Here is a 23,249-nt window from a genome sequence, read left to right as displayed (position 1 = left end):
TCACACCCGTTCCCATGCCGAACACGGAAGTTAAGCTCTTCAGCGCCGATGGTAGTTGGGGGATCTCCCCCTGCAAGAGTAGGACGTCGCTGGGCAACGAAGAAAGGCGAGAGACCAAAAGGTTTCTCGCCTTTTTTGTATGGTTTTACGGATGCGGTTTTACTAGCTGAAAGCCCTCATTTAGCGCGTTCGAGGAATTAGTCATGAAAAGCGCGGAATTAATTCTAAAACAGCTTTATGGGGTTTCAAGCGACCTGTTTTTATCACGGATCACTGCTGACCTCTCTTTTCTAAAAAAGCATAAAGCAACTTCGGAATTTTTTCGGAAGTTACGTCAAGAAATTGTAGAATAAAAGGAAGATCGACAGACTCCTGTGTATGAAACAAATCCCCCCACCATTCCGTTTCGTATCGGCAAATCATACTTAAATTATATAAAATTAGATAATGTGCCATTACTTCAGTTATAGGATTGTACTGACTGCGCTCTGCGGGAAGATAAATGCCATTCTTATCATACAGAAAAGGGCGCTCTTGTAGCTCTCTTACGGGCACCTCAAGTACTTGCAAAGTTATTAAGTCACGCGTTTGTGTAATCACTTTTGAAGAAGGTATTCCTTGTTGCTGAAGGTAAGACTCAAAACGCTCAACAGTCATGTTTAGTGAATCAAGAATACTCGAAGGTACAGTAAATGAATTCGGCGTAAGGGAGGTCAGTGTATACTTTGTTACTTTTCGATTCAGTTTCTTAAACAGCGGACTAATTTCAGGAATAAGGGATAAAAGATCTTCCATCTTATACTTTTCACCTTCGACCTGTTTCACATGAAACATTTTCCTTGAAAAGTATTCAAAGAGTCCGTTTTTTTGACCCTTTACTTCATCTTGTAAGAAAGCATACTGCCGCTTTTTTCGTTTTCGAGATGTTACACCATGTGCAAGTACATGAGTGTCTCCTGGATAATTAGGGTCCATCGTAATCAAACAAGCTTTTATAAGCTGAATCATCCCGTAGAAAAGAAGGATGGGTTTTAACTCGGCATCAGCCGTTTCGGCATGTCGGTAATAGCGATCTCCGTATTCAATAAAATACATAAAGCGATAGCAGGTGTCGTAGCTTTTTCGTTCGGCATCTGGAAGTTCAATTTTAGAATAACATTCCTTTAAATATTGCTGAACATATGAGGCTGAGTGATAGGCAAAGTTGTCTGATTGATGATGTCCAGAATATCCCATAGGAGCCCTCCATGTTTGATAATTCAAACTTATTCTATCTTTCTTGACAGTAGTTTAACCAATTGATAAGCTACTAATAAAATTTCGGACAATTCGATTAGAGGAGGATGAAAGGAATGTGGGAAACAAAGTTTGCTAAAGAAGGGTTAACCTTCGACGATGTATTATTAACACCAGCTTTTTCAGATGTACTACCGAGGGAAGTATCGGTGAAAACTCAGCTTACAAAAGATCTTGAATTAAATATTCCGATCATTAGTGCTGGTATGGATACAGTAACAGAGGCGCCTATGGCAATCTCGATGGCAAGACAAGGTGGATTAGGTATTATCCATAAGAGTATGTCAATGGAAGAACAAGCTGAGCATGTTGATCGTGTTAAACGTTCAGAAAGTGGTGTTATCACAGATCCTTTCTTTCTCACGCCAGAGCATCAAGTATTTGATGCTGAGCATCTTATGGGCAAGTATCGTATCTCAGGTGTTCCCATTGTGAATGAAGAACGCAAGCTAGTTGGTATCCTTACTAATCGTGATCTTCGTTTTATTGAAGACTATTCTATCCAAATAAAAGAGGTCATGACAAAAGAAAATCTTGTCACAGCTCCAGTCGGCACAACGTTAAAAGAAGCTGAGCGTGTCCTCCAAAAACATCGCATTGAAAAGCTTCCACTTGTAGATGAAGACGGGACGCTAAAAGGTCTTATTACCATTAAAGATATTGAAAAGGTTATTCAGTTTCCCCAATCCGCTAAAGATAGCAGAGGTCGTTTACTAGTAGGGGCAGCTGTAGGTAATACAACGGATGCACTGAAACGAGTTGAAAAACTTGTCGAAGCTGGTGTGGATGTTATTGTTTTAGATTCGGCGCATGGTCATACAGAAGGCATTATGACAAAAGTAAGTGAAATCAAAAGTGCTTATCCTGATCTTCCTATCATTGCAGGTAACGTTGCGACAGCTGAAGGAACAAAAGCTTTAATTGAAGCAGGCGCAGATGTTGTTAAAGTAGGAATCGGACCTGGATCCATTTGTACGACTCGTGTTATCGCTGGAGTCGGTGTACCTCAGATTACTGCAGTGTATGAATGTGCAACAGAGGCACGTAAACACGGTGTTAGCATTATTGCTGATGGAGGCATTAAGTTCTCAGGAGATATCGTTAAGGCAATTGCTGCAGGAGGACATGCTGTTATGCTAGGTAGCATCCTTGCAGGCGTTGATGAGAGCCCAGGCGAACGTGAAATTTACCAGGGGCGTCAATTTAAAGTTTATCGAGGTATGGGATCAATTGGAGCAATGGAAAAGGGAAGTAAAGATCGTTATTTCCAGGAAAATATGTCTAAGCTAGTTCCTGAAGGTATTGAAGGACGTGTGCCTTACAAAGGACCTCTTGCTGATACAATCCATCAATTAATCGGTGGTTTACGATCAGGAATGGGATACTGTGGAACAAGAACGTTAAACTCTCTACGTGAGGATAGCCAATTTGTGCGGATTACTGGTGCCGGACTTCGTGAGAGTCATCCACACGATGTTCAGGTGACGAAAGAAGCACCAAACTACTCGGTCTAATAGGGCTTTAGGCATAAGTTATAACAGGTATGTGACAAAAACAGCTGAATCTTTTCGAAAAGTAGATAGGGGACTTTCCTCTATCTATTTTTTTAATTTTAGGTGTGATAGAATAGCGGTTATGTGAGACTTATTTGGAGGTGTAGGGGTTGAAAAACCTTGGTTTGAAGGCCATGATCGCAACCATGGCGATGGTATTATTAATAGCAGGAACATTCGGTGGAGGCAATGCTGCAAAGGCTGCAGAGGCGCCAGACATCAAAGCGGAAGCAGCAATCTTAATTGATGCAAGTTCAGGGAAAATTTTATATCAAAAAAATCCTGAATTAACACTCTCACCTGCAAGCATGACAAAGATGATGTCGGAGTATTTAGTGCTTGAAGCGATTAGTAAAGGTGAAGTTAGTTGGGATGAGAAAGTGACTGTAAGTGATACGATCCAAAAGTTATCTCAGAACCGTTCTCTTTCAAACGTACCACTTCGTGTGGGTGAACAGTATACAGTTAAGGAATTATATGAAGCGATGGCGATTTACTCTGCAAATGCTGCTACAATGGCTCTTGCCGAGCATGTTGCTGGAACGGAAGCAAAGTTCGTTGAAATGATGAATGCCAAAGCAAAAGAAATGGGCATGAAAGAGTACAAGTTCGTCAATAGCTCAGGGTTAAACAATAGAGACCTTCTAGGAAATCATCCTGCGGGAGATCCAGATGAAGAAAATATGATGTCCGCTCGTTCAACAGGGCTTCTTGCGTATAATCTTTTGAAAGATTATCCAGAAGTGCTTGAAACAACAAGCACGCCTGAGAAAAAGTTTCGTGAAGGTACAGATGATGAAATTATAATGAAAAACTGGAACTGGCTACTTCCTTCTCTTATCTATGCAAATAAATACAAAGTAGAAGGTATCGATGGACTTAAAACAGGTTCAACTGATTTAGCTGGTTTTGCGTTTACTGGAACTGCTAAACAGGGGGATATGCGGTTAATTTCAGTTGTTATGAAAACCGACTCTTATGAAGCTCGCTTCGAAGAAACGTCAAAATTACTGAATTATGGTTTTGATCAATTTGAATCGAAAACAATTGTTTCAAAAGGCGATAAAGCAGATGGGAAATCATCGGTTAATGTTGTAAAAGGAAAAGAAAAAGAAGTTGGCGTAGCTGCTGGTGAGTCGTTTGATTCTGTAACGGTGAAAAATACGGAAGAACCATTTAAACTTAGCTATGAATACGATGAATCTCTTCTTAACGAAGATGGAGAATTAACTGCACCGATTAAAGAAGGCGACAAGGTCGGAAAAGTTGTTTTAAAATCAACAGGTGAAGATTTTGGTTACATATCAGGGGACAAGGGTTCTTCAGTACCTCTTGTAGCAACTGAAACAGTTGAAAAAGCCGGTTGGTTTACACTTACCATGCGCGCCATTGGTGGCTTCTTCTCGGGTGTTTGGACAAGTGTAGCAGATGCAGTGACGGGGCTGTTTTAATTCATAATAATAGGCTTTTTTGGAAAAAATACTCTTCGATGCGGTAATCGAGGAGTATTTTTCTAAATCTTTTACGAAATCAAGCCACATGTGATAGGACAAGTCATAAAAAAATGTTACAATAAAAGCGTTTGATAGATGTCGTGTATAATAGACGTTTCTAAGTATAGATATGGGAGGAATATAGATGAATCAACAAACAGGTACAGATCGTGTAAAACGTGGTATGGCTGAAATGCAAAAAGGCGGCGTTATTATGGACGTTGTCAATGCAGAGCAGGCGAAAATTGCAGAAGAAGCTGGTGCAGTAGCAGTAATGGCACTAGAACGAGTACCATCTGATATTCGTGCAGCTGGCGGCGTAGCACGTATGGCTGATCCTACAATTGTAGAAGACGTTGTGAACGCTGTATCGATTCCAGTAATGGCAAAATGCCGTATTGGTCACATTGTAGAAGCACGCGTTCTTGAATCAATGGGCGTTGACTACATTGACGAAAGTGAAGTTCTTACGCCGGTTGACGAAGAATTCCATCTTGATAAGCGTAAGTACACAGTTCCATTTGTATGTGGAGCGCGTAACCTAGGTGAAGCACTGCGCCGCGTAGGTGAAGGTGCAGCGATGCTTCGTACGAAAGGTGAACCTGGAACTGGTAACGTTGTTGAAGCTGTGCGTCATCAGCGTCTTATTCAATCCCAAATTCGTAAAATCTCAAGCATGTCTGAAGATGAATTGATGACTGAAGCGAAAAATCTTCAGGCGCCATTTGAGCTTCTTCTTCAAATCAAAGAACTTGGACGTCTTCCGGTTGTTAACTTTGCTGCTGGTGGTATTGCAACACCTGCAGATGCAGCGTTAATGATGGAACTTGGTTCTGACGGCGTATTCGTTGGTTCAGGAATTTTCAAATCAGATAATCCTGAGAAATTTGCTAAAGCGATTGTAGAAGCAACCACTCACTATCAGGATTATGAATTGATCGCAAATATTTCTAAGAACCTTGGTATCGCAATGCCAGGAATTGAAATTTCTTCACTTAAGCCATCAGACCGTATGCAAGAGCGCGGCTGGTAAAATCATTTGTCCCCCACCTGCGTAACACAAGGTGGGGTTCTTACTTAGATAAAGAGAAGGAGTCGAGAGCAGTATGGTCAAAGTCGGAGTCCTTGGACTGCAAGGTGCGATCAGAGAACATGTAAAAGCACTTGAAACTAAAGAAGCAGAAATTATTGTCGTAAAACGTGTTGAACAGCTTGAGGATTTAGATGGTCTCGTGCTTCCCGGTGGAGAAAGCACGACAATGCGTCGTTTAATTGATCAATATGGTTTTCTAGAGCCGCTTAAGGCATTTGCAGCTGAGAAACCTATTTTTGGTACATGTGCTGGATTGATTCTTCTTTCAAAGCATATTGAAGGAGTGGATGGATCTCATATTGGAGTCATGGATGTAAAGGCAAAAAGAAATGCATTCGGGCGACAGCGTGAAAGTTTTGAAGCCCCACTATCGATTAAAGGATTAGAAGAAGACTATATCGGTGTCTTCATTCGTGCACCATATATAGAGGAAGTTGGAGATGACGTGGAGGTGCTAGCAACATTTAATGATAAAATTGTAGCGGCACGTCATGGACGTTTTCTCGCGTGTGCTTTCCATCCAGAATTAACAGACGATGATCGCATGCATCAAATGTTTATTGACATGGTTTTGGAATTTAAGAAAGAAGGACTTGCAACGGAGTAACTTTTCGTGTAAATTATTACGTACCAAGAAGAAGAGAATTCTTTTTCTGCATTTGACGAATGATAAACGAAAACGTTGACGGGAAATAGTAATAGATGTTCAATGCCAAGAGAGTCGATGTGTGGTGTGAATCGATCATTGAACCCTGTGAATCCATCCCTGAGTAGGAAGCTGAATAAAGTAAGCTTTCTCGGAGCAGACCGTTATTCTGTTAAGAGGCGGACAAATGTCTGCAATCAGGGTGGCAACGCGGGTAGCTCTCGTCCCTTTATAGGGGATGAGGGCTTTTTTGTATTCAAAAACCCTACCTATCACTCCTAATGGTTTTCCTTAACGCGTTTATCATTCATTAATAAAGGAGGAAAAAGCATGATCGATTTAAAGTATTTGCGTAAAAATTTTGAAGAAGTCAAAGTAAAGCTATCAAAGCGTGGGGAAGATCTAGTCGGTCTTGATCGTTTTGAGGAGCTTGACCAGCGCAGAAGAGAGCTTATCGCTGAAACTGAGCAGTTAAAGGGACAGCGTAATGAAGTTTCTAAAAACGTGGCGGTATTTAAACGCGAGAAGAAAGATGCCGATCACCTTATTAAAGAGATGCGTGAAGTAGGCGATAAGATTAAAACAATTGATGAAGAGCTTCGCGCTGTTGAGACAGAGCTTGAACAAATTCTTCTTCAAATCCCAAATATTCCTCATGAGAGCGTACCCGTTGGTGAAACGGAAGATGATAACATCGAAATTCGTACGTGGGGAGAGAAAAACAATTTTGTATTTGAAGCAAAGCCTCACTGGGATATTGCAACAGATCTTAACATCATTAACTTCGAACGTGCAGCCAAAGTAACTGGAAGCAGATTTGCTTTCTATAAAGGTGCTGGAGCGCGTTTGGAACGTTCTTTAATTAACTTTATGATGGACCTTCATGAATCTGAGCATGGCTATGAAGAGATTCTTCCTCCATACCTTGTGAATCGTGAGAGCATGACTGGTACTGGTCAGCTTCCTAAATTTGAAGAGGATGCTTTTAAAATTCGTGAAGAAGATTACTTCTTAATTCCAACAGCTGAAGTGCCAGTTACAAACTTCCACCGTGATGAAATTATGGACGGAGAAGATCTTCCACTTGCCTATACAGCTTACAGTGCTTGCTTCCGTTCTGAAGCTGGTTCTGCAGGGCGCGATACTCGTGGGTTAATTCGTCAGCACCAATTTAATAAAGTAGAGCTCGTTCGCTTCGTGAAGCCTGAAGATTCTTATGACGAGCTTGAAAAGCTCACTGGGCACGCAGAGAAAGTGCTACAACTGTTGGGGCTTCCTTATCGCGTTATGAGCATGTGTACCGCTGATCTCGGTTTTACTGCAGCAAAGAAATACGATATTGAAGTTTGGATTCCAAGCTATGGTACCTATCGTGAAATCTCTTCTTGCAGTAACTTTGAAGACTTCCAGGCACGTCGTGCAGGCATTCGCTTCCGTCGTGAAAAGAACGGGAAACCTGAATTCCTTCATACATTAAACGGATCTGGTCTTGCAATCGGAAGAACCGTTGCTGCCATCCTAGAGAATTACCAACAAGAGGATGGCTCTGTGATTGTTCCTGAAGTACTGCGTCCATACATGGGTGGTCGTGAAGTAATTAAGTAATAAGTAATAAGTGATAAAGAGCAGAGAAATCTGCTCTTTATTTTTTATCTTTAATCGTGTATAGTAATAAGTGTCGATTTTCGACATCAATCGCCTTAATATTCAACACAATATTTTTTTGAAAAAGTTTTGTGATTTTGTTGACATTATACTAAGACGATGATAATATATTACTTGTCGCAGTTAGTTAATAACTTCTTCACACGGAGGAATACCCAAGTCTGGCTGAAGGGATCGGTCTTGAAAACCGACAGGGGCTTAGTCGCCCGCGGGGGTTCGAATCCCTCTTCCTCCTCCATTTACTAATTAATAACCAACGCGCATATAATTTGGAGATTATATTTCGACCGCTGTCATCGCCGACAGCGGTTTTTCTATGTCCAATTATAGTAAGGTGAAAAAAGCTATCCAAAATGGATAGCTTTTTTAGATTAACGACTTAGTTGTGGTATTTGCTGAAACTTCTGTTCAATACGTTTTAAAATAAGTTCAACAGAAGATGGATCGTTAACTAGGTCATACTCATTTATATTTAAGCGAAGAATCGGGCAGGCATTGAAGCTGTCGATCCAGTTTGTGTAGCGTTCGTACATTTCTTCCCAATAAGCAATTGGCGTTTGTTGCTCCATTGGACGACCGCGCTCTTTAATGCGACCGACAACGTCATCAAATGAGCCTTCAAGGTAAATCATGAGATCCGGATGTGGGAAGAAGGGTGTCATTACCATAGATTGAAAAAGGTTTGTATAGGTGTCGTAGTCAACAGCCGACATTGTTCCTTTCTCATAGTGCATTTTTGCAAAAATGCCTGTATCTTCATAAATAGAACGATCTTGAACAAATCCTCCACCGTATTCAAACATTCTCTTCTGCTCTTTAAAGCGTTCGGCAAGGAAATAAATTTGCAAGTGAAAGCTCCAGCGAGAGAAGTCATTATAGAATTTCTCTAAATAGGGATTGTTATCTACTTTTTCAAGAGAAGTTCTAAATAGTAAGGCGTTCGCAAGTGAACTCGTAATCGTAGACTTCCCAACGCCTACTGTACCAGCAATTGTAATAACGGCGTCCTGTGGGATGTTATATTTTTCTCTGAGATTCATTTTACAGGGTCTCCTTCTTTCAATGTTTTTTCGAGGGATTGGAAGATGGTGAGTAAATCATCTTGATTCGACACAAAATCCATCTCATCACCATTGAAACGGAGCACAGGAATATCTGGATGTTGTGCTTCAAATTCTTGCATAAACCGTTCATAATCAGAAGAAAGACGCTCGAGGTAAGCGGGGTCGATGCTTTTTTCAATCTGTCTTCCTCGCTGTGAAATACGATTTAGCAGCGTTTCAAGGCTAGCATTTAAATAGATAATGACGTTCGGTTCCGGCATTCCCTCGGTTAGAATGTCATAGATCTTCATATATTTAGAACAGTGCTTGTCACTAAGTGTCTGTTGAGCAAATATTTTATTTTTAAAAATGTGATAATCAGAAATAACGGGAAGCTGCTTTGATAAATGATGCTTCTCCATTTCCTCTAACTGTTTGTATCGATGGCTGAGAAAAAACATCTCGGTTTGGAAGCTCCACTCTTCAATGTTGTCGTAAAACTTACCGAGAAATGGATTCTCTTCTACGATTTCTTGAAAAAGTTCAAATTGGTAATGAGCAGCAATTGCTCGTGATAGGGAGGTCTTTCCAACTCCGATGGGGCCTTCGACGGCAATAAATGGGGTCTGATTCATACGTATCCTCCTCCGTCGTTTCCTATAGCAGACCTTGCTTATCTTTGATAGACAAAGATTATTGTAGCATACACCACCAACTGTTGACAGGGCTAAAGCAAGCAAGTTAGAGGTAAATAAAGCCTGCCTGTTTCAAGTCTAAAAGGTGTAGGGAATGACACTTATACAAAGGAGTGAAATCATGGATTCTAATCAGATCTTAATTTTACTGTTCATTGGCTATTTAGTATATACAATTGATAACAAGCAAAAAAATTTTCCGGCACCACTGGTCTTATTAGTTTTAGGAATTAGCCTTTCTTATCTTCCATTCTTTAGTTCCGTACATATAACGAAAGACATTATTTTTGAATGGTTTCTTCCGGCCCTTCTGTTTATTTCTGCCTATCAATTTCCATTCGCCCATCTAAAGAAGCACGCTGGTATTATTGTGGCATTAAGCACGGCGGGACTACTATTTAGTGCTCTTATCCTTGGGAGTTTCTTGTTTGTTATGAGCGGAGCATTTTTGTCTCTATCCTTTGTTGGAGCTTTATTGATTGCCTCTATCCTTACTCCTACCGATCCCGTTTCTGTCGTCTCAATACTAAAACAGGCATCAAAAGACCCGAAAATAGCCGATGTGGTTGAAGGAGAGTCGATGGTTAACGATGGAACGAGTATTGTTCTTTTTACAGTGTTCGCTGGCATGTATCTTGGTGATAAGAGCTTTTCCATTAGTTCGTTTATTTATGACTTTGCTTTGGTGTCCATTGGAGGAATTGCGATCGGGGCCATATTTAGTTGGGTTGTCTGCCGAGCTATTTCTTTTACACATCAACGTCAATATCAGGTGATGCTAAGTATTGTTCTTGCTTATGGGAGTTTTTATGTAGCAGAAAATCTTGGTGTATCAGGTGTTCTTTCCGTTGTAGCTGCAGGGATCATGCTTTCTTATGAACTTGATGGCTTTATTAAAGAATCGCACTATAGAGAATACCTCAATAGCTTCTGGGAAGTCGTTGAGCCAAGTATTCTTGCCCTGATTTTTCTTTTGATTGGAATTGAAACAACCAATTATCTAGACTTTAACTACTGGATATTTGCAGTATTAATCTTTCTGGCATCTGTCGTTGTCCGCTTCCTTGTGCTTGCCGGTATTATTAAATCTTTTTCAGCCTGGCGAAATGAGTTTAATTGGAAAGATATTTCGCTCGTTACTTGGTCCGGTATCCGAGGAACAATGTCGGTTGCTCTCCTTCTAAGTTTAGAATCTGAATATGGATCAGGAGATAGCACGCTTATCTCTCTCACCTTTGGGGCAGTACTGTTATCTCTTGTTTTTCAAAGCATAACGATCTATCCGATGTCTAGTTATTTTGAGAAAAAGGCGAAATAGACGCTGACATTGAAGCGTCAGCCATCATTTCAAGCAAATGGGAGTCTATATTAATTCGGTGAGCCCTTCTAGTAAACGGAATTCCGCGTTATTTCCGTTTTTTCCGCGAAAAGCTCTTTTAATTCCGCGATAATCGTAATATATCTGCGAAAATAGAATTAATTCCGCGAACGAGCGGGGAGGGGATTTGTCGATGGGTTCGTCACTTTGCCTGCCGTGTCTAAACGCCCCCTTCCGCTTTTCGTGAGATCCAACTACGACTCGCAGAAACTGCGATATTTCACTCTTTCACCAGAACATAAAGACCGTGTTCTAGTTCAAGAGTTCCAATATCTCCGTTTCTAAACGCTCGCCTTCGCTTTTCATGTCTAGCTGCGCGGGCCAAATCCTCCGGCTGTTTCACCCTTTCGATTGAGACAAAAATCGTCTCATTCTCAAGGGTTCCAACATCCTGCGGATTTAAACGGGCCCACTTCCGCTTTTCATTTAATGCGTTATGGCTTTAGCAGATGTTCTTGAAAGGAAATGGAAAAAGCTATACGTTTAAGCTGAGTGACAAACTAATTTTGGAGGGATGATTGTGCAGGAGCAAATGTTGAATCAAAATCAACAGGAAACGGCTGATTTTTTCCCGGTACGAGATGTCGATTATTTGGAGATTTATGTTGGAAATGCGAAGCAGGCAAGCCATTATTTTTGTCATGCGTTCGGATTTAAGCCTGTTGCTTATTCAGGGCTTGAAACAGGGGATCGTGACAAAGTATCTTATGTGCTACAGCAAAATAATATTCGCCTCGTTTTATCTGGTGCGCTGTCGAATGATCATCCTATTGCAGAGTTTGTCAAATTGCACGGAGATGGCGTAAAAGATATTGCTTTAACAGTAGAAAATATTGATAGCGCTTACAAAGAAGCAGCTGAGCGTGGAGCCATTGAATTAAGTCCACCAAAAGAATACAAAGATGAGCATGGAGTAGTGAAGATGGCGGTCATTGGAACATATGGTGATACCATTCATACGTTAGTCGAACGAAAAAACTATTCCGGACTTTTTCTCCCAGGTTTCAAAAAGTTTGAAGGGAATATTCCTTCAAAGGAAACGGGCTTGCTTGGGATTGATCACTGCGTTGGAAACGTAGAGTCAATGGAAGAGTGGGTGTCTTATTACGAGAACGTCATGGGCTTTAAGCAAATGATTCACTTTGATGATGAAGATATTAGCACGGAGTACTCTGCATTAATGTCGAAAGTGATGCATAACGGAGGACGTATTAAATTCCCGATTAATGAGCCTGCAAATGGGAAACGAAAATCGCAAATTCAAGAATACCTCGATTATTACAATGGACCAGGTGTTCAGCACATTGCTGTCTTGACGAATGACATTGTGGATACTGTCGCAAAACTTCGCGATGGCGGAGTTGAGTTTCTTGAGACACCAGATGACTATTATGATGTGCTCACTGAACGAGTAGGTGAGATTGATGAAGAGATTAGCAAACTACGTGAATTAAAAATTCTTGTCGATCGTGATGATGAGGGCTACTTGCTTCAAATCTTCACAAAGCCTGTTGTGGATCGACCAACGTTGTTTATTGAGATTATACAGCGTAAAGGGGCGAAAGGCTTCGGAGAAGGTAACTTCAAAGCATTATTCCAGGCGATTGAGCGGGAGCAGGAACGTCGAGGCAACTTATAGAAGTTTAGCGTTAACCTATCGAAGAAGGAGTTGCCTGTTTCATGAAAGTTGAACCTGATACGTTAGCCTGGAAAGACGCGTATAAATTGTTAATTGGATCTGTGTTACCTCGCCCTATTGCTTTTGTCTCCACAATGAATAAAGGGGGCGAAGTTAACCTTGCGCCCTTTAGCTTTTTTACAGGTATTTGTGCTGACCCCATGATGGTTTGTTTTGCGCCGATGCGTAAGGCGGGGAAAGGCGATAAGAAGGATACCCTTTTAAATATCGAAGAGTCCAGAGAATTTGTGATTAATATTGTTGGTGAAAAAATTGTCGAGCAAATGAACGAGTGCGCAACACCTTTTCCAAAAGGAACAGATGAGTTTCTTGAATCTGGGCTGACGAAAGCTGAAAGTGAACTGGTCGGCCCTCCGAGGGTGGAAGAGAGCGACGTGCAGCTCGAATGTGTTCTGGATCAGATTGTGGAGTTTGGTGATTATGAAGGCTCGGGGAGTCTTGTGATTGGCAAAGTTGTGATGGTTCACGTACGTGATGCATTGTATCAAGATGGCAAGATTAATACGGAGGGGCTCCAGCCAGTAGGGAGACTAGCCGGACAAGAATATACGAGAGCCGTATCAGATACTTTTACATTACTACGAAAAACATCTCCTGATGGAAAGAGCTGAGACGTTTGAAGTTCGTTACTTTTGAAGTGGATGGTAAAAGACAAGCGGGTATTTTCAAAGACTCACGTATTATCGGTTTGCATGAAGCTTCTAATGGGGTTATTCCGGAAGATCTTATGAAGATTATTGTTGATTATCCTCGCTATCAACCGCTCATTGAGCAATGTCACAATGGGGGTTACACACTTGAGAATGTTAGGCTATATGCACCTCTTCCTCATCCAATAAGCATCAGAGATTTTTATGCATTTGAAGACCATGTCATTACAGCAAGGGGGAAAAGAGGACTTGACGTAGTACCAGAATGGTATGAGATTCCGGTTTTCTATTTTTCAAACCATCTTGCTGTAAAAGGGCCTGGCGATGTTGTTTTACGGCCAGATAAATGTGAAAAACTAGACTATGAACTAGAAATTGCCTGTGTCATCGGAAAAGAAGGTCGTAACATTAAAGCAAGTCAGGCAAAAGACTATATGTTCGGCTTTATGATCATGAATGATTGGAGCGCACGTGACATTCAAGCCCAAGAAATGAAGGTAGGCTTAGGTCCGGCAAAAGGAAAGGATTTTGCTACTTCCTTCGGTCCCTCTCTTGTGACGACTGACGAGCTATCTATTGAACAGGGAAAGCTCGATTTACAGATGGAGGCGTTCGTCAATGGCGAGCAATATTCCTTGGGAAATGCGAAAAACATGTACTATTCTTTTGCTGAACTCATAGAACAGGCTTCGCGGAATGTCACTTTATATCCTGGCGAAATAATCGGTTCAGGTACGGTTGGGAGCGGCTGTATTCTTGAACAATCGGGACGCGAATTTCTTAAGCCTGGTGATCGAGTTGATTTGTCTATAACTCATCTAGGCACGCTTACAAATGTCGTTGGAGAGGAGGATGCGCATGGTTTACTATCGGAAAATGGGGGAGATTCCCTCTAAGCGCCACACTACATTTAAAAAAGAGGATGGCTCTTTATATCGAGAACAAGTGATGGGTACGAAGGGGTTTTCTGGCATTCAGTCAATTTTGTATCATCACCATTTCCCAACGGCGGTCACCGAAGCAACGTTCATGAAATCAACTGCTCCCGAGTATGAAGCAGAGAGCGCCCTACGTCATCGTCATTTCCGAACGGCACAATATGACAAAAAAGGCGATGCAGTTGTCGAGCGGTGTTATTTCCTGGGGAATGAGGATCTGATTCTTGGGGTGGTAAATCCAACAGAAGCGATGGATTATTTTTATCGAAATGGCGATGGAGACGAGCTTTTCTTTATCCATCATGGAACAGGGAAGATTGAGTCGATGTTTGGAGAGCTCTCTTATAAGCCGGGCGACTATATCGTTATGCCAATCGGAAGCATTTATCGTGTTATCCCAGACGGCGAGGATAACCGCTGGCTCGTATTAGAAGCAAACAGTGCAATCACTACGCCGAGAAGATACCGAAATGAATACGGTCAGCTGATGGAGCATAGTCCTTTTTGCGAGCGAGATATTAATGGCCCTGAACGCCTTCTATCTTTTGATAAAAAAGGCTCGTTTGACGTCGTGACAAAAACGCGAGGAGGACTGCATCGCCATGTGTTTGATCATCATCCACTTGATGTTGTCGGTTGGGATGGCTACCTTTATCCATGGAAGTTTAACATCAATGATTTTGAGCCAATTACCGGGCGAGTGCATCAGCCTCCACCCGTGCATCAAACCTTTGAAGGGCATAACTTTGTCGTTTGCTCCTTTGTACCAAGGCTTTATGACTATCATCCTGATGCTATTCCAGCACCGTATTTTCATAGCAATGTAGATAGTGATGAAGTGCTTTACTACGTAGAGGGGAATTTTATGAGCCGGAAAGGAATTGAGGAGGCCTCCATCACACTCCATCCTTCAGGTATTCCACACGGTCCTCATCCAGGAAAAATAGAGGCAAGCATCGGAAAAAAAGAAACGCTCGAGCTTGCAGTCATGGTAGATACGTTCCGTCCGCTTAAAGTCATCGAACAGGTCCAACAGTTTGAAGATGTGAATTATATGAAGAGCTGGGTCACGGACTAACAAATTGGGGAAATGAACGGACGTCGCGCGGTCAATTGATCGCGCGATAATTATTTAGCATGATGCTTTTGCTTTATAGGATTTTGCTGTATAATGTTAGACATTCGGCCCCGTAGCTCAGGGGATAGAGCAACGGTTTCCTAAACCGCAGGTCGGAGGTTCGATTCCTCTCGGGGCCACCATTTAAATCCTTATGAGATAAGGGTTTTTTATTTTGTTTTTTTACCCTCTATTTTCTTCATTCCTCTTTTTCTTACCACTTTAACGATATGTACAACTACATAAAAGGAAACGCTGCCCTGTATAGCGAAACAGTAACGAACGAACGAGCGGAAATGAGTGAATTGGTATGGGGAAGCGTAAATGGCTTGCCCTCCTTGTTCTTTTAGGAGCGGCATTTATTACGTTTACAGTCATCGGAAAGGACAAGAGTGTACTTGATGATGTGTTAACTGTGGAAAAGGTTGAAGAGATCGTTCCTTATTTTAAAAAAACCACTCCTGGACTTGAACTTGCTATGCAGTCTGGAGACTATCAAGCATTAAACGATATGCCCCTACCAGATGATTTTAAAATAAACTTGGATGGCGTCTGGTACTCTCGGCATAACTTCTATGTTTTCTATCATGTTGACGTGTCGAATAGCGAGTTTGTCATAACAAGAAATAGAGAAGATCTCCCGACAATCGATCAACTTGTGATAGAAGATGCTTCTGGTAAGGCTTCTGTATTGAAACTCGTTGATACTGAAGACGGTGTTCTATTTGAAAATGACTATTATATGAAGGGGACGTTTCAATCCATCGTTAATTCCGAGACAAACGAGCCTATTCAAGCATGGGATGGAGCCCTTAAAACGATTGTCAGTGGAAAGCGAACTGCTTCAGTTGATGTGCCCGTGTCTTATCAGTACGAGAAAGAACCAAAGAATACGACGCATATCAATGAAACAAAGAAATATGATAAAACAACCATAACGGTGTTGCGTTGGGAAATGACGCCATCAGATAGCCGACTTATCATTGAGGTAAGTTCTCCTCTTTCAAAAATTGTTGCAATTGACCTGATACTTTCCATCAGAGGTGAAGAGGTAGAGCCGTTACTAGTAGAAGAACTCAGTGGTCATTACGCCATCTCTTTTCCAAGTGGAACTGAGTTGCCTAATGAAATTCATCTTAATGGATTAATAGGCTCACCGCAAAAAGAAGTGACTTTTGCCGTTGACCCAAATCAATATGAAATTTATAAACGAATCAAAGAATCAACTTATACGCATCGGTTACATGAGCCGATTGCATCTATATATGGATCTGATTTCATTAAAGATACCCTCTTTTATAACGAGGATGGTGTCACTTTCAACTTATTAGTGAATTCGATCGCTTCTAATGAGCCTTTTGTAAACATGAAATATAAAAAACAGATCGAAATGGAAGCCGTAAATGAAAAGGGAGAGAAGCGCAATCCTCGTTTACTTAGTGGTCAACAAAATCGAATCGTATTCATGATCGACCGAGGGTTTTATGAAAGGTCTAAAAGCATTCAAGTACAGGTGTCCCATTTACCTGTGTATGTGAAGGTAGGTTGGATCATTAAACCTCATCGTGAGTAGGAAACATTGTTAAAAAATGCAAGCTAAAGCGGCATAAAGGTGATATGATAGTAGTAGTATGGAGAGTTGGGAGGATTTTAAGTTGGACGATTGGAAAGGGACATTGGCTGAATTATTTCGTGCCGTTGGCATCAATCTTAAATCAGAGCTTTCTCCCGTGATGGATGGTTTACAATCCGTATTTTCAAATAATCCGTGGGGGCAGCTTTTCTTATTATTACTTATCCTTCTCGTCGCTGCTCAAGGTATGAGTGCGATTGCTCGGCAATATGATCGTGCCTTCAGGCAAACGATTGAGCGGAAGATGGAAACAAATTCACATCTACATAATTTTTTCAAAGGCTTTTTGCATCATAAACGATCCGAAGGTTGGATGAAGGATGCAGCCTGGCAGCAGAAAGAGCTTCAGCGTTTTGATTTATATGAGCTCGAATGGCTTAAAGCAGAACTGGCGACAGCAGAAAAAGACTTTCGCGATTATCGACCTCAAACCTTTTTAGCTGGCCTTCTTTTTTCGATTGCTGTTCTATTTCTCATCTGGTATTACGATTGGACCATTTTCGAAAAAGAAATTTTAACGATTTTGTTACCGGTTCTCATTGTGACATGGTGTATGGGCCTCGTGTTTTATAAAGTTGGCATTAAGAAACGTTTCTATCAGTCTTTAAATACAAGTGTTCAACTGGCTATTTCAACTAAAAAGGTTCAGGATGTGATGATGTACATCGATTCTGATTTGAAGCGATATAAAACAGAGCGCGTAACGACTGATGGAGGATATTACGAAGTTGTTCGCTGCATGACCTGTCTTTACCATTCAACGTATCTTGAGGAAGTTCGTTTCCAGATTAACGATACGACCCTTACCTTTGCAGCAAAAGAGCGTGTCATTGAAGTAACGGTCAATAGTGGCTATGGACATTCTTTCTTAATTGATCGCCTTGAGTTTAGAGACGGATACTGTCAAAGCCTTCGAAAAGGTAGCAAGCTTTTCGATGATAAGCTAATGGTGACCTATTTAAATGCTGCCTTTGAACAAAGGCCAGCTTATTTTCAAACAAGCTCATAAATGTTAGCCCCTCTTCAGTGAAGAGGGGCTTTCCTTATCCTTCATATGCGGTTATTGTTTTCCGTTTGTTTGCTTTTTCGATGAGGTCGTCTAGCTTTAATGCCTGTGAGGCTTGAGTATTTGCTTTTAAGTTTCCTTGCATTAATCGAAGGGCATAGTCGTTGTCTTCTTTCACATTAGATGCACAGCAATCGGATGGGATATAAAGGTCGTATTCTCTCATATAAGCATCGTTTGCAGTAAAGAGCACACAAATGTTCCCTGCAAAACCAGTAAGAATTAGCGTATTAACGTTTAAGTATTTAAGTAGTGTTGAGAGTGGTGTTGAAAAAAAGCCAGAGTGCTTTGGCTTTACGACAGTATAATCATCATCTTCTGGTTCAAGGCGATCAACTAGGTGCTGGCCGTTCGCTTCGGCGGCGTAGTTAATGACCTTTTTGAAATCGGATTGCCATAAGCCATAATTATCATTAACATAGATGACAGGCATTCCTTTTGCTTTAGCTTTTTCTTTTAAAGACTTTATATTGTCTGCTGTTTCTTCTGTGTACCTCGCAAGAAGTTCAGCATCTTCAAAATCCATTGTATTGATTACATCAATTAGTAAGAGAGCGGCGGATGTATCTTGATGACTATGTTCAATATGTTTTTTACTCATCTGAACTCCTCTCCTTTTAATAAATAATTGGAATAATATGTAGTTTACCCAAACCGTTCATAGATAAAACGACCGTTAAGGAGGGAAAGAAATGCAGAATCAACTTGAAAAAGATGAGTACTTTATGCGACTTGCAATGGCAGAAGCGGAGAAAGCTTCTGCCATAGGAGAAGTTCCAATAGGTGCAGTCATTGTAAAAGAAGAGGAAGTGATTGCATCAGCTTATAATCTTAGAGAAACGGAACAACGAGCCGTTGCCCACGCTGAGTTACTTGCGATTGATGCTGCGTGTCAGAAAGTAGGATCATGGCGTTTAACAGACTGCACGCTCTACGTTACGCTCGAGCCTTGCGCCATGTGCAGCGGCGCCATTGTGTTGTCGCGAGTGGAGCGAGTGGTGTATGGTGCTTCTGATCCGAAAGGTGGTTGTGCTGGTACGTTAATGAATCTACTTGATGACAATCGATTTAATCATCAGGCCGCTGTTATGCCTGGCATATGTGAAGAGGAATGTGGCACAATGCTTACGGCTTTTTTTCGCCTCTTAAGAGAAAAACGGAAAGAGGAAAAGCATCGATTATCATTCATTGAAAATCCTGAAAAGACATGATATAGTTCTTTTGTCAGTGAGACAACGATTGATGGAGGCGTACCCAAGTCTGGCTGAAGGGGGCTGACTCGAAATCAGTTAGGACGTTCACGCGTCGCGGGGGTTCAAATCCTCTCGCCTCCGCCATTTACATTTAATGGTGTCTTTGACCGGTTGCTAAAATGGTCGAAATGCGATATACTTTATTTTGCACCATTCGAGTGCACAACAATGTTATCAAATTTGCCGTGCTAGGTGGGGAATTAGCGGTGCCCTGTACTCGCAATCCGCTATAGCGAGACTGAATCCCTTCCCGAGGTTTAGCCACTGCAGGGTCTGACCTGAATAAGTGGTGTTGACATTCGGGTCCTGCGCAACAGAGTCCTATGAACCCTGTCAGGTCCGGAAGGAAGCAGCAGTAAGTAGGTACCCTCTGTGTGCCGCGGGAGTGCCCGGATCGAGCTAACTGTTCAGGTAACGCCTGTGGTGGCTTTATCGAAGGAAGGTGCACGGTTTACTTAATTTAATTATTCAAACTCACTCTTTTAAAAGGGTGAGTTTTTTAGTATCGTTTTCGTAGGATTGACTTTTGAATTAAAAGCGATGAAACGGTATAATAGAAACGTATGAAGAGGTTAGGAGGAGAGTAGGCGAATGAGTTATCAAGCGCTATACCGTGTTTGGCGACCGCAAACGTTTGAAGATGTGGTCGGTCAAAAGCATGTCACCAGAACAATTCAGAACGCACTCGTACAGCAAAAAATCTCTCACGCCTATTTGTTTACAGGACCTCGAGGAACGGGAAAAACGAGTGCTGCCAAAATTATTGCGAAAGCGATTAACTGTGAAAAGGCACCAGTGGCTGAACCTTGTAATGAATGTTCAGCGTGTCTTGGGATTACAGATGGGTCGATTTCTGACGTTATTGAAATTGATGCCGCCTCTAATACAGGGGTCGACGACATTCGTGACATTCGCGATAAAGTGAAGTATGCACCAAGTTCAGTTTCCTATAAGGTGTATATTATAGATGAAGTTCACATGCTTTCAACTGGAGCGTTCAATGCTCTTCTAAAAACATTAGAAGAGCCTCCAAAGCATGTGGTGTTTATTCTGGCGACGACGGAGCCTCATAAAATCCCATTAACGATCATCTCAAGGTGTCAGCGTTTTGATATGAGAAGAATTACAGCGCAGGACATTGTGGGGCGTTTACAAACGATTATTGATGCGCAGGATATTGAGGTAGAAGAAGATGCACTTTATCAAGTCGCTCGAGCGGCAGATGGCGGAATGCGAGATGCTTTAAGCATCCTTGATCAGGCAATCTCTTATAGTGAAGCAGAAGTTGTATTAGATGATGTGCTTGCTGTAACAGGAAGCGTGTCTCAAAAAATGATTTCAAAAATCGCAATGGCTTTCTATAATAAAGATGTTGCTGAAGCATTAAATGCAGTGGAAGAATTAATGGATCATGGAAAAGATGCGGCACGTTTCCTAGAAGATCTGATCTATTACTATCGTGATTTATTACTTTATCAAACGGCACCTCAACTCGAAGAAGTTGTAGAGAGAGTGAAAATTGATGAAACGTTCCAGCAGTTAGGTGACCAATCAGCGAAAGAATGGATCTACACGGTCATCGAGACGTTAAATCGCAGTCAGCAGGAAATGAAGTGGACAAACCACCCGCGAATTTTCCTTGAATTAGCGCTTGTCCAAATATGCCAGGATGAAACGAGTAGTCAAAATCAGCCTACTCAAGATCAAAGCGAATTAATGGATCGGATTCAAAAGCTCGAAAATGAGCTGAAGACATTGAAAGAGCAAGGCGTTACGGTGAAGCAAGAAGAAGTAAGTGAACCGAAACAGAAAAAACAATTTAAACCTTCCAGACAGAAATCTGGTGTTTCTCATGGTAGAATAAAAGAGATGCTGAAGAAAGCGACCAAGCAGGATTTAATGAAAGTGAAAAGTGTTTGGGGCGAAGTGATGGAGAACGTGCGTCAGGAAAAAGTTTCTGCACATGCCTGGTTAAAGGATAGCGAGCCTGTTGCAGCTACCGAGAACTCATTCCTGCTATCTTTTCAGTATGATATGCACTGCCAGATGGCAACAAAAGACAACATTCGTGGTACGCTAGAACAAGTACTTTCACGTACGGTTGGGAAACAGCTTGAAATGGTTGCTATTGTCGAAACAGAGTGGAAAGAAATTCGCGCTGAGTTCTTGAAGACAAGAGATGAACCAGAACCCGATGAAAAGGGTGGAGAGCCAGCAGAAGATCCATTGATTGCTGAAGCAAGACGCCTTGTTGGCGATGATTTATTAGATATTCAAACTTAAAAATGAACGATAACTAAGGAGGAATTTTATTATGAAACGCGGCATGGGTGGCGGAGGAAACATGAATAACATGATGAAGCAAATGCAAAAGATGCAGAAGGATATGGCAAAAGCGCAAGAAGAATTAAAAGACAAAGTCGTTGAAGGTTCAGCTGGCGGCGGCATGGTTCTTGTAAAAGCAAATGGACATAAAGAAATTCTTGAAGTTATTGTAAAAGAAGAAGTTGTGGATCCAGACGACATCGATATGCTTCAGGACCTTGTACTTGCTGCAACAAATGATGCGCTTCGTAATGTAGATGAGTTGGTTAACAAAGATATGGGGAAATTCACGCAAGGGCTTAATATGCCAGGAATGTTTTAGGGGGTACGCAGGTGCATTATCCTGAACCAATCTCAAAACTGATCGACAGTTTTATGAAATTGCCGGGAATCGGACCAAAAACGGCGGTCCGCCTGGCTTTTTTCGTTCTTGAAATGAATGACGATGACGTGTTGGATTTCGGAAAAGCGTTAGTGAATGCGAAGCGACAGCTAACGTATTGCTCTGTATGTAATCACATTACCGATACGGACCCTTGTCGAATTTGTTCAGACAGTCATCGCGATGAAACAGTTATTTGCGTTGTACAAGATGCAAAAGACGTCATCGCTATTGAGAAAATGAAAGATTACACCGGACTTTATCACGTGCTTCATGGTGCCATCTCTCCCGTAGAAGGAATTGGCCCGGAAGATATCAAAGTGCCAGAGTTATTAAAACGTCTGCAGGACGATAAGGTGACGGAAATTATACTCGCCACCGATCCTACAATTGAAGGGGAAGCAACGGCAATGTATATTGCTCGTCTTGTGAAACCAACAGGAATTCGAATTACGCGTATTGCTCATGGCCTTCCTGTTGGGGGAGATCTTGAATATGCAGATGAGGTCACCCTTTCGAAAGCAATGGAAGGACGTCGTGAATTGTAGCGTCAGGAGGAAACAAAATGTTCTTCAAGCGGAAAGGCTATTTACGTAAAGAAGCTGATGAGCGTTTGATTCAGACGCTATATGAATTAAAGGAAGTATGGAACAAGCAGAAAGAGATTGTAGAGCGTAGCGTAGAGCCCTCTGGAGCGGTTCTTGCAAAGCTGAAAGTTGATGAAGCGAAATATTTCTTTCTATTAAAGGAAGCGAAACGAAGAAAGATAAGAATGGGATAGTTTAAACTTCCCGTTCTTTTTTTTTGGGACAGACATATGATTTAGTAATTCTGAGAAAAAAGAGCGGAGGCCTATTATGGACCCAAAACTCATTATTGGCTTATTTGTCCTAAGTATTGTTTTGCTTCTTTTCATAGGAGCCCCACTGAGGCCAATGCGTTGGATCGGCCAGGGGTTAATAAAGCTAGCCATCGGCGCTTTACTGCTGTTCTTTCTAAATACGTTCGGAAGTCCATTTGATTTACACGTTCCGATCAACCCAGGAACAGCTGTGGTTACAGGCTTCTTAGGAATTCCTGGTCTTGTAGCACTTGCTGCTATTCAGCTTATTATCATAGGGTGAAACAAAAGGATCCTATAATGAGGGGGTCCTTTTTTGTTTTTCTGAAATAATTTTAAAAAAGGGGGTTGCATATCAAAGATAACCCTGATATAGTTATATAGGTCGCCGCAACAACGCGGTTGACACGAAAAACAATTTCAAAAAAGTTGTTGACGCCAACTGAGTTAATATGGTATATTAATAAAGTCGCTGAAAACGAC

At 41.5% G+C, this 23,249-nt stretch carries 22 protein-coding genes, 3 tRNA genes, 1 rRNA gene, 1 other RNA gene and 1 other annotated feature; of the genes, 23 read left to right on the top strand and 4 right to left on the bottom strand.

Annotated features, from left to right (window positions below; genetic code table 11):
- Positions 1 to 95: ribosomal RNA gene (gene rrf / locus LC090_RS21750) — 5S ribosomal RNA — on the top strand; the annotation flags it as partial.
- A 175-nt stretch (positions 96 to 270) separates the two neighbouring features.
- Here the strand turns inward: rrf and LC090_RS21745 are convergent.
- On the bottom strand, positions 271 to 1,236 hold the full coding sequence (locus LC090_RS21745) for a YaaC family protein (protein ID WP_226660171.1): 966 nt from the start codon (positions 1,234 to 1,236) through the stop codon (positions 271 to 273).
- Between the two features lie 116 nt (positions 1,237 to 1,352).
- Here LC090_RS21745 and guaB point away from each other — a divergent pair, with 116 nt between their 5' ends.
- The 6 genes from guaB to LC090_RS21715 all read left to right on the top strand — a co-directional run bounded on the left by guaB (position 1,353) and on the right by LC090_RS21715 (position 7,984).
- On the top strand, positions 1,353 to 2,810 hold the full coding sequence (guaB, locus tag LC090_RS21740) for an IMP dehydrogenase (RefSeq protein ID WP_226660170.1): 1,458 nt from the start codon (positions 1,353 to 1,355) through the stop codon (positions 2,808 to 2,810).
- Between the two features lie 173 nt (positions 2,811 to 2,983).
- A complete protein-coding gene (locus tag LC090_RS21735; RefSeq protein WP_425590686.1) occupies positions 2,984 to 4,300 on the top strand; it encodes a D-alanyl-D-alanine carboxypeptidase family protein in 1,317 nt (438 codons plus the stop codon).
- Between the two features lie 187 nt (positions 4,301 to 4,487).
- A complete protein-coding gene (gene pdxS, locus LC090_RS21730) occupies positions 4,488 to 5,375 on the top strand; it encodes a pyridoxal 5'-phosphate synthase lyase subunit PdxS (RefSeq protein WP_098445637.1) in 888 nt (295 codons plus the stop codon).
- A 73-nt stretch (positions 5,376 to 5,448) separates the two neighbouring features.
- Complete coding sequence (gene pdxT, locus LC090_RS21725; protein ID WP_226660168.1) at positions 5,449 to 6,042, top strand: pyridoxal 5'-phosphate synthase glutaminase subunit PdxT; 594 nt, start codon at positions 5,449 to 5,451, stop codon at positions 6,040 to 6,042.
- Positions 6,043 to 6,108: 66 nt separating this feature from the next.
- Positions 6,109 to 6,313: a binding site (T-box leader), on the top strand.
- 98 nt (positions 6,314 to 6,411) lie between these two features.
- Positions 6,412 to 7,686, top strand: coding sequence for a serine--tRNA ligase (gene serS / locus LC090_RS21720; protein WP_226660167.1), 1,275 nt, complete (start codon positions 6,412 to 6,414; stop codon positions 7,684 to 7,686).
- A 205-nt stretch (positions 7,687 to 7,891) separates the two neighbouring features.
- A tRNA-Ser gene (locus LC090_RS21715) sits at positions 7,892 to 7,984 on the top strand.
- 133 nt (positions 7,985 to 8,117) lie between these two features.
- Here the strand turns inward: LC090_RS21715 and LC090_RS21710 are convergent.
- Complete coding sequence (locus LC090_RS21710) at positions 8,118 to 8,786, bottom strand: deoxynucleoside kinase (RefSeq protein WP_226660166.1); 669 nt, start codon at positions 8,784 to 8,786, stop codon at positions 8,118 to 8,120.
- On the bottom strand, positions 8,783 to 9,424 hold the full coding sequence (locus LC090_RS21705) for a deoxynucleoside kinase (RefSeq protein ID WP_226660165.1): 642 nt from the start codon (positions 9,422 to 9,424) through the stop codon (positions 8,783 to 8,785). Before LC090_RS21705 ends, LC090_RS21710 begins: the two co-directional genes overlap by 4 nt.
- A gap of 181 nt (positions 9,425 to 9,605) precedes the next feature.
- Between LC090_RS21705 and LC090_RS21700 the strand changes: the two genes are divergently transcribed.
- The 8 genes from LC090_RS21700 (at position 9,606) to LC090_RS21665 (ending at position 17,908) form a co-directional block, all read left to right on the top strand.
- A complete protein-coding gene (locus LC090_RS21700) occupies positions 9,606 to 10,802 on the top strand; it encodes a cation:proton antiporter (RefSeq protein WP_226660164.1) in 1,197 nt (398 codons plus the stop codon).
- Between the two features lie 592 nt (positions 10,803 to 11,394).
- Positions 11,395 to 12,501, top strand: a complete 1,107-nt coding sequence (gene hppD / locus LC090_RS21695; protein ID WP_226660172.1) for a 4-hydroxyphenylpyruvate dioxygenase — start codon at positions 11,395 to 11,397, stop codon at positions 12,499 to 12,501.
- A 41-nt stretch (positions 12,502 to 12,542) separates the two neighbouring features.
- Positions 12,543 to 13,172: a flavin reductase family protein gene (locus LC090_RS21690; RefSeq protein WP_226660163.1), complete on the top strand. Its 630-nt coding sequence runs from the start codon at positions 12,543 to 12,545 to the stop codon at positions 13,170 to 13,172.
- Positions 13,173 to 13,177: 5 nt separating this feature from the next.
- A complete protein-coding gene (locus LC090_RS21685; RefSeq protein ID WP_226660162.1) occupies positions 13,178 to 14,107 on the top strand; it encodes a fumarylacetoacetate hydrolase family protein in 930 nt (309 codons plus the stop codon).
- Complete coding sequence (locus tag LC090_RS21680) at positions 14,070 to 15,227, top strand: homogentisate 1,2-dioxygenase (protein ID WP_226660161.1); 1,158 nt, start codon at positions 14,070 to 14,072, stop codon at positions 15,225 to 15,227. Before LC090_RS21685 ends, LC090_RS21680 begins: the two co-directional genes overlap by 38 nt.
- 106 nt (positions 15,228 to 15,333) lie before the next feature.
- A tRNA-Arg gene (locus LC090_RS21675) sits at positions 15,334 to 15,409 on the top strand.
- Positions 15,410 to 15,576: 167 nt separating this feature from the next.
- Entirely contained in the window at positions 15,577 to 16,839 is a 1,263-nt protein-coding gene (locus tag LC090_RS21670) for a hypothetical protein (RefSeq protein ID WP_226660160.1), read from the top strand.
- An 82-nt stretch (positions 16,840 to 16,921) separates the two neighbouring features.
- Positions 16,922 to 17,908 carry a hypothetical protein gene (locus LC090_RS21665; protein WP_226660159.1) on the top strand — a complete coding sequence of 329 codons (987 nt, stop codon included), beginning with the start codon at positions 16,922 to 16,924 and terminating at the stop codon, positions 17,906 to 17,908.
- A 34-nt stretch (positions 17,909 to 17,942) separates the two neighbouring features.
- On the opposite strand, the gene LC090_RS21660 is transcribed toward LC090_RS21665, so the two are convergent.
- A complete protein-coding gene (locus tag LC090_RS21660; RefSeq protein ID WP_226660158.1) occupies positions 17,943 to 18,566 on the bottom strand; it encodes a cysteine hydrolase family protein in 624 nt (207 codons plus the stop codon).
- A gap of 91 nt (positions 18,567 to 18,657) precedes the next feature.
- Here LC090_RS21660 and tadA point away from each other — a divergent pair, with 91 nt between their 5' ends.
- The 8 genes from tadA (at position 18,658) to LC090_RS21620 (ending at position 23,049) form a co-directional block, all read left to right on the top strand.
- Positions 18,658 to 19,176: a tRNA adenosine(34) deaminase TadA gene (gene tadA / locus LC090_RS21655; RefSeq protein WP_226660157.1), complete on the top strand. Its 519-nt coding sequence runs from the start codon at positions 18,658 to 18,660 to the stop codon at positions 19,174 to 19,176.
- A gap of 33 nt (positions 19,177 to 19,209) precedes the next feature.
- A tRNA-Ser gene (locus tag LC090_RS21650) sits at positions 19,210 to 19,302 on the top strand.
- A 99-nt stretch (positions 19,303 to 19,401) separates the two neighbouring features.
- Positions 19,402 to 19,668, top strand: an RNA gene (ffs, locus tag LC090_RS21645) — signal recognition particle sRNA large type.
- Between the two features lie 141 nt (positions 19,669 to 19,809).
- Positions 19,810 to 21,501 carry a DNA polymerase III subunit gamma/tau gene (gene dnaX / locus LC090_RS21640; protein ID WP_226660156.1) on the top strand — a complete coding sequence of 564 codons (1,692 nt, stop codon included), beginning with the start codon at positions 19,810 to 19,812 and terminating at the stop codon, positions 21,499 to 21,501.
- 43 nt (positions 21,502 to 21,544) lie between these two features.
- Positions 21,545 to 21,865 carry a YbaB/EbfC family nucleoid-associated protein gene (locus LC090_RS21635; protein WP_098445890.1) on the top strand — a complete coding sequence of 107 codons (321 nt, stop codon included), beginning with the start codon at positions 21,545 to 21,547 and terminating at the stop codon, positions 21,863 to 21,865.
- 11 nt (positions 21,866 to 21,876) lie between these two features.
- A complete protein-coding gene (recR, locus tag LC090_RS21630; RefSeq protein WP_226660155.1) occupies positions 21,877 to 22,473 on the top strand; it encodes a recombination mediator RecR in 597 nt (198 codons plus the stop codon).
- Positions 22,474 to 22,490: 17 nt separating this feature from the next.
- Positions 22,491 to 22,706: a YaaL family protein gene (locus tag LC090_RS21625; protein ID WP_159780760.1), complete on the top strand. Its 216-nt coding sequence runs from the start codon at positions 22,491 to 22,493 to the stop codon at positions 22,704 to 22,706.
- A gap of 76 nt (positions 22,707 to 22,782) precedes the next feature.
- A complete protein-coding gene (locus LC090_RS21620; RefSeq protein ID WP_224591276.1) occupies positions 22,783 to 23,049 on the top strand; it encodes a pro-sigmaK processing inhibitor BofA family protein in 267 nt (88 codons plus the stop codon).
- The last annotated feature ends 200 nt before the right edge of the window (positions 23,050 to 23,249 follow it).

The organism is Guptibacillus hwajinpoensis, assembly GCF_020524165.1.
Lineage (GTDB): Bacteria > Bacillota > Bacilli > Bacillales > Guptibacillaceae > Guptibacillus > Guptibacillus hwajinpoensis_D.
This window is presented reverse-complemented; position numbering and strand designations above follow the sequence as displayed.